The 7,052-nt window shown below is 31.4% G+C and carries 8 protein-coding genes; 2 read left to right on the top strand and 6 right to left on the bottom strand.

Features of this window, described 5'->3' with window-relative positions; all coding sequences use genetic code 11:
• Genes XJ44_RS01155 through XJ44_RS01180 form a run of 6 tightly spaced genes read right to left on the bottom strand, consistent with a single transcriptional unit; the run spans position 1 to position 5,167 of the window.
• Complete coding sequence (locus XJ44_RS01155; RefSeq protein ID WP_077197793.1) at positions 1-972, bottom strand: lysylphosphatidylglycerol synthase transmembrane domain-containing protein; 972 nt, start codon at positions 970-972, stop codon at positions 1-3.
• On the bottom strand, positions 956-1,636 hold the full coding sequence (ispD, locus tag XJ44_RS01160; protein ID WP_077197794.1) for a 2-C-methyl-D-erythritol 4-phosphate cytidylyltransferase: 681 nt from the start codon (positions 1,634-1,636) through the stop codon (positions 956-958). Before ispD ends, XJ44_RS01155 begins: the two co-directional genes overlap by 17 nt.
• A 5-nt stretch (positions 1,637-1,641) precedes the next feature.
• Positions 1,642-2,505, bottom strand: a complete 864-nt coding sequence (locus XJ44_RS01165; RefSeq protein WP_369799918.1) for a helix-turn-helix domain-containing protein — start codon at positions 2,503-2,505, stop codon at positions 1,642-1,644.
• Position 2,506: 1 nt separating this feature from the next.
• A complete protein-coding gene (gene arcC, locus XJ44_RS01170) occupies positions 2,507-3,445 on the bottom strand; it encodes a carbamate kinase (RefSeq protein WP_077197795.1) in 939 nt (312 codons plus the stop codon).
• Positions 3,445-4,344, bottom strand: coding sequence for a bifunctional enoyl-CoA hydratase/phosphate acetyltransferase (locus XJ44_RS01175; RefSeq protein WP_077197796.1), 900 nt, complete (start codon positions 4,342-4,344; stop codon positions 3,445-3,447). Before XJ44_RS01175 ends, arcC begins: the two co-directional genes overlap by 1 nt.
• Positions 4,345-4,348: 4 nt before the next feature.
• The gene (locus XJ44_RS01180) at positions 4,349-5,167 is read right to left on the bottom strand and encodes a M55 family metallopeptidase (RefSeq protein ID WP_077197797.1); all 819 of its coding nucleotides are present in this window, start codon (positions 5,165-5,167) and stop codon (positions 4,349-4,351) included.
• Between the two features lie 281 nt (positions 5,168-5,448).
• On the opposite strand from XJ44_RS01180, the gene dnaA reads away from it, so the two are divergent.
• Positions 5,449-6,759 carry a chromosomal replication initiator protein DnaA gene (dnaA, locus tag XJ44_RS01185; RefSeq protein ID WP_077197798.1) on the top strand — a complete coding sequence of 437 codons (1,311 nt, stop codon included), beginning with the start codon at positions 5,449-5,451 and terminating at the stop codon, positions 6,757-6,759.
• 41 nt (positions 6,760-6,800) lie between these two features.
• A complete protein-coding gene (locus XJ44_RS01190) occupies positions 6,801-6,983 on the top strand; it encodes a ferredoxin (protein WP_075665260.1) in 183 nt (60 codons plus the stop codon).
• Positions 6,984-7,052: the final 69 nt, after the last annotated feature.

The following is a 7,052-nucleotide window of genomic DNA, read 5'->3' on the forward strand; positions in this document are numbered from 1 at the left end:
TTAACCCTCCTCTTTATTTTGATAATTAAACCCAAACTTTGGAAATAACAAAGTTCCCAATATCAACGGAAAATAAAAAGTTATAATTCTATATATAGTTATTAACTCAATAGCTTTATTTCCACCAAATATTTGTGAAAACACTAATTGGTATGTTCCTTCAATACCACCACTTGATCCAGGGGTAGGTATATAATATGCCACCGAATTTAACAAAGCCAATACCCCAATTATGTACCAAAAATTTATATTAACAACAAACATATAAAGTATAAACCCATACATACATATAGTTAAAAAATAAAGAATTATATCAAAAAATAACATCCACGGGTTTTTCACCCAAAGTATATTTATACTTTCATGCAACGAATCTATCCACTTTAAAATCTTATCCTTTTCCATCCTTTTCTTAAATATTCTTCCAAAAAACAACAATATCTTTTCCAAAAATTTCCTGTTGACAAATCCTAAAAATATAAGTATAGAAACCCCCAAACTTACCAAAAATCCCACAACTATTAATGTAAACCCAATACTTTTTGGATATGCATTTAATATTGGTTTTACAAAAATTAAATCAAGTGCAAGAATTACTATTGAAATTTCTAAAGTTCTAGAAATTATTATATTTGTTGCATCTTCTGTTTTCACCCCAATTTTTGAAAGATGATAAATTTGATACGGTTGACCACCTATGGACATAGGTGTAATAAACGAAAAAAATTTACCGAAAAATACGTTCCTTACTGTTTCAAAAAATGGTATTTTATAACCAAAAAAGCATAATAATAGCTTTAATCTCAAAGAATCAATCAAATATATCAATATTAGAATAAAAATTCCCAATATGAATTTCTTTGATAAAAATACATCTATCCCAACACTAAATGAATAAAAAAATTGAAAGAGGATAATAACCGAAAAACTAATAGCTATCGATATAAATACCTTTTTATATATCCCATTCAAAGTTCTCAACCCCTGCCAAAAACAAATCTTCTTTGGTAGTTATCTTTATATTTGATTTTTCACCCATAACAACATATACATCAAAACCTGCTTTTAAAACTACAGACGAATCATCTGTGTAATTTTCTAAATCTTTTACTTTCTCGAATGCTTCTAAAAGGACAGAAAATTTAAAAGTTTGTGGGGTTTGAATGGAAAATAATTTCTTTCTAGGTGGGACGGTCTTCACTCTATCATTTTCAACAAAAGCAATGGTATTTTCAACAGGTAAAGCTGTTACTACTGCACCATAATTATCAACAAATTCAATATTTTTCAACAAAATTTCTTTATTTACAAATGGTCTTGCACCATCGTGTATAATAACATTATCTTCTTTTGAAATTTTATCTTTTAAATAATTTATAGCACTTAACGTAGAATACTCCCTCGCAAAACCTCCTGTTATTATTTTTACTTTTTGACCGTATTTTTTCAAAATTTTCCTTGATTTCTCTAAGTAATCCTTATTTACAACTACAACAATTAAATGTATAAAATCTTCAAAAAATTTTTCCAGAGTATGCTCCATTAAAGTCTTACCGTTAAATTTTAAAAATTGCTTTGGAATTTCTTGTGAAAACCTTTTTCCACTACCTCCAAAGAGTATTACTCCAACATTCATAAAAATCACCTATTCTTATCCAACTTATATATTTTAATCTTATAAGAAAGTGTTTTATAATTAATATTCAACATTTTTGCAGCTTTCATCCTATTCCCTGATTTCTTTAATGCAAGTGAAATATATCTTTTCTCCACATGTTTCACCAATTTACTCGTAAAATTAATTAAATCAATACCGGAAAATGTAGACTTTTTAAATTTTGGTATATTTAACATACCATTTGTCGCATATTCACTTGCAACTTTCACAAGTTCTTTTGTATTTCCAGGCCAATTATAAAGTTTTAATAATTCATATTCTTCATCATCCGGTATTCTCTTTTCGATATTATTGTATTTAAAATAGATAGAAGATAAAACTTTATCAAACATAAAAACAATGTCTTCCTTTCTATCCCGAAGTGGTGGTATCTTTTCCCCCTTTGTTTTTGAAAAAGTAACCTTTACTCCTGGGAGTTTTAAGCGAATATATGATACATATTCATTTAAATACATGCCATCTTCGTATTTTAAAGTCGCTTTTTCTTTATCCTTATACATTGATATTAATTTGTTTAAAAACTCATGTATTACAGGACCTTGGAGTTCTGGAAAAGAATACAACATATCAAATTCTCTTTTCAAATCATCATATCTCTGTCTTTCTTCAAGATACAAAACTGCAAGCTCCAATTCCCTTATGGAATACACCACAAACTTACCCGGAACATTCTTTTTTTCAGTTAAATATACAACATCCCAATAATTTTCTTTTAATTTTTCTTCTAAGTTTAAATCATAAATATCAAAAACAACATTCTGATGGTTATATAAAAATCCCCTCAGGTCCTCCACGAGAGCCTGAGGGATAAGAATTCTAATCAACATTTCACCCCTTAATAATTCGTGTTCCAGTTTCACCCCTCAAGGCTTTATCCAATACACTCATATCTGTTATCAAACATTCTTTACCAGTCGCTTCAACAAAATCTATTGCAGCTTCTATTTTAGGTCCCATACTTCCTTTTGGAAAATGACCTTCTTTTAGGTATTTTTTTGCATCAGAAACAGTTAATCTATCCAACGCTTTTTGATCTTCTTTTCCATAATTTAAGTAAACTTTCTCAACACCTGTTAAAATAATTAAAACATCCGCACCAATTTCCTTGGCAAGTAACGCACTTGCCCTATCTTTATCAATTACGGCTTCCACGCCCTTTAATCTTCCATCTTCAAGGACTACAGGAATTCCCCCACCACCTGCTGCTATAACAATCACATCATTTTTCATAAGCAATTTTATCACATCTTTTTCAATAATGTCCAGAGGTTTTGGAGATGGAACAACTCTCCTCCAACCTCTACCCGCATCTTCAACTATTTTCCAACCTTTTTCACGTTCCAATTCTTCTGCCTCTTCTTTTGTATAAAAAGGTCCGACAGGTTTAGTTGGGTTTTCAAAAGCGGGATCATTTTTATCCACTATTATTTGTGTAATCAAAGCGGAAATTTCCCTCTTCCTTCCTTTCTCTTTCAAACAATTATTCAAGGTTTGAGCAATCATATATCCTAAACTACCTTGAGTTTGTGCATCATTAACATCAATAGGAAAAGGTGGAACTTTATTTTTTGCAATTTCCTGTTGGATTAGCAAATTTCCAACTTGTGGTCCATTTCCGTGAGTAATCGCAATATCATACTCATCAAGCATATTAACTATATAACTTGCAGTTTCAGAAAGATTTTTTATCATATTTTGTGCAGTGGGTTTTTCTCCTGGCCTATTAACTGCATTCCCACCAATTGCAACAACAGCTAATTTTTTCATTATTTTCCCTCCTTTTGTACACTAATAGCCGCTGCAATAGCAAGTGAATTTTTCTTTGATTCACTTGTATCAGCACGTGAAACTATAACAATAGGTGCCTTTGCCCCCATCACTATACCGGCAATCTTACCATTGGCAAGATAAATTGCAGATTTTCCTAAAAAATTTCCGCTATGTATATCTGGCACAACCAATATATCTGCCTTTCCCGCTACATCACCTGAAACTTTTTTTATTTTAGCCGCAAATTCACTTAAAGCATTATCCAATCCCAACGGTCCATCTACTACACAACCTTTTATTTGACCTCTCTGCGCCATCTTTGCAATAATTGCCGCTTCCATAGTTTCAGGCATATCTGGATTTACAACCTCAACTGCTGCAATAAGGCCTACCTTCGGTTCTTTATATCCCAATTTATGTGCAAGTTCAACGGCATTTTTAATAATTTGAACCTTTTGTTCCAATGTTGGCTTTATTACCATTCCGCCATCTGTAACAAACACAATCCTATCCATGCCCGGTGTCTCTAATAATGCAACGTGAGATAACAAACCATTTCCTCTCAATCCCCATTCTTTGTTTAAAACTGCTTTTAATAAAGTGGAAGTTTTAATAAGGCCTTTCATTAGAATATTGGCATCACCAGATGAAACTAATTTCACTGCTTTTTCCGCTATCTCATTTTCAGATTTTGCATCAACAACTGGCAAATCCATGCCTAATTCATTTAAATTTCTTCTCACAATTTCCTCATTTCCAACCAAAATAGCTTTTATTCCATAATCTTTGACATCTTTTATAGCTTTTAAAGCCTCTATATCCTCTGCACCGGCTAATGAAACAACCGCATCTTTGGTCTTTGCAATATCTACAATTTCTTCAAAACTCTTTAGCATTCCTTCACCTCCCAAGATATTTGACAATTGATGCCATAAATGTCATACTGAGTATTGTATCAAAAACCACCCTATAGTCATCATGCACTAATTTAACTTTCCTTCCATCAATTCTTTTAACAAGTGGCAACATTTCCACCAAATCAGCACGAGCTGTATCTGAAAGTTCAACGACTAATTCTATAGGTTTCTCAAATTTTACAATTTCAAATTCCTCTCTTGGTACCTCTATCATTTGCTTTGTCTTATTCTCAATATCCAAAAGAACTTTTTTCATAGATTTGTGCTTTGCAGAAAATCTTCCCAAAGAAGTTTTTGTCTCCACATAAAACAAATTTTTAAAATTAACCTGTGTTTTTAGTTTATCATCCCCTATAATCATTGCAACAGGTACATTGTAAAGTCCCGCATAAGCAGCGTTAATGATTGCTTCATTCATTATCTTTCCATTTATCCAAATATTATGTATAGAAGATGAAGAATATGTATGATCCATTACTGCATATCTTGTGCCAATTCCAGCATGATAACCAAAAAACACAACTCTATCAAAAGTTTCATCAAGACCTGTCATCATGTAATCCTTTCTCAACCCACCGGATATTATTTCCACATTATCAAATTTCTTTGTAATTTCCCACAACACGTTATCTCCCATGGCGTGAGAATCGGAAATTAACACATAATTATTTCCAACAGCTTCCAAAAATTTTTCTAGTTGTTCCATAAGCAGATGTTGTTTGAATTTAATACCATATTCCACATCAGACCACTGCGTTATCCCACCTAATCCTTCAAAATCTAATGAGACATAAATTTTCATATTTTTCACCTCCATGTTACAAATTTATTTTATCTTAAATCCCCAAAAAATCTAAGCTTCGCATACTTGTGTAAAAATTAGAAAATCAAAAATTCTCATCAATACTTAATTTTCTTTGTTCTTAAAAAAGAAATTTAATAACCCTGCCACATTGTTTCACATTATTGGGAATTTATTCAGAACATTGACACATTTTTCCCTTGAATTTTTACATTGAGGTATGAGATAATAGATTCTGCCCCACCAAAAAATATTCAAAAATAATCCTTGAGGTGTTTCCTATGAAAAAAGAGATAATAGTTGCACTAAAAGAAAAAATTAGCCGCCAAAATTGGGAAAGTTGGTTCTTGGATTTTGATATTAGGGAAATTAAAGATAAACATGTCATTTTCGAAGTTGGAAATATTTTTATAAAAGATAGGCTAGAAAAAAAGTTTAATAAAATTATTTCAAAAGTAGTCAAAGATATTTTGGGAAAAGATAGTACATTTGAAATCACATACAAAGAGGTCAAAAACGTTAAAAGCGAAGCTGGTCCATTAATCAAAAAAAGACCTCTTTTAATCACACCACTTAACCCAAAATATACTTTCGAAAATTTAGTTGTAGGTGAATTTAATAAGTTTGCATACAACGTATTTATTGAAGCAAGCAAAAAACCAGGCTTTTACAACCCAATATTTCTATACAGTGGTGTTGGGCTTGGTAAAACACACCTTGCTCAAGCACTTGGAAATTATCTACTTGAAAGTAACCCAGATATGAAAGTTGCTTATCTTACAAGCGAAGAATTTATGAACGAAATGTTTTCGGCCATAAAAAACGGAAATATTGAAGATTTTAGGGAAAAATACAGAAAAAAAGCGGATATCCTAATAATAGACGATATCCAATTTTTAATAGGAATAAAATCGGCTCAAACAGAACTCTTTCATACATTCAATACTATACACGAAGCTGGAAAACAAATTATAATCTGTTCAGATAGAACCCCTCAAGAATTAAAAGATTTTCATTCAAGAATGATTTCTAGATTTCAAATGGGGTTGCTAGTAAAGATCGAAAAACCAAACAAAGAGGATTTATTTAAAATCGGCAAAAAAATCTGTCAAATGAAACACATAGAAATTGAAGACAAAATTATTGATTATATCAGTAATGTATACGATAATCCCAGACTCATACACGGGGCAATTCTAAAATTAATCGCATATAAAAATCTATACGGAAAACTAAACCTTTCTATTGCCGAAAGTATACTAACAAATGTCTCCAAACCTCCAAAATCATTTGAACAAAGACTCCTTGAAATCTTAGCAGATATTTTTGATTGTTCACCAGAGGATATAATATCATCTAAAAGGACAAAAAATATTTCATACGCAAGAAAAGTAGGAATGTACTACGCCGTCAAAAAATTAAATCTTTCAACTAGAGATGTTGGAACTATCTTTAAAAAGTCACATTCATCTGTAGTACAAAACGTAAAACAAGTGGAAAAATTGATAAATGATGGAAATATTATAGTAAAAAATTACTTAAAACAAATAGATAAAACATCAAAAACCTTTGCACATGGTGAAAGCATGTGATATAATCTTAATAGTAACTTTAATATCAGGAGGTGTCTAGGATGAAAGTTAGAGTAGACGAAGCAACATGTATCGGTTGTGGTGTATGTGAAAATCTTTGTCCAGATGTTTTCAAAATAGGCGACGATATGAAAGCAAAAGTTCTTCAACCAGAAACAGATCTCGAATGCGCAAAAGATGCAGCAGATAGCTGTCCAACATCTGCAATTACAGTTGAAGAGTAATTAGAAAAACAAAGAAAAAACACCCTCAACTTGGACTTACCCCCGAAAGTGGGACAAATAAAAAAATCA

Source organism: Thermosipho affectus, assembly GCF_001990485.1.
In the GTDB taxonomy this organism is placed as follows: Bacteria; Thermotogota; Thermotogae; order Thermotogales; family Fervidobacteriaceae; genus Thermosipho; species Thermosipho affectus.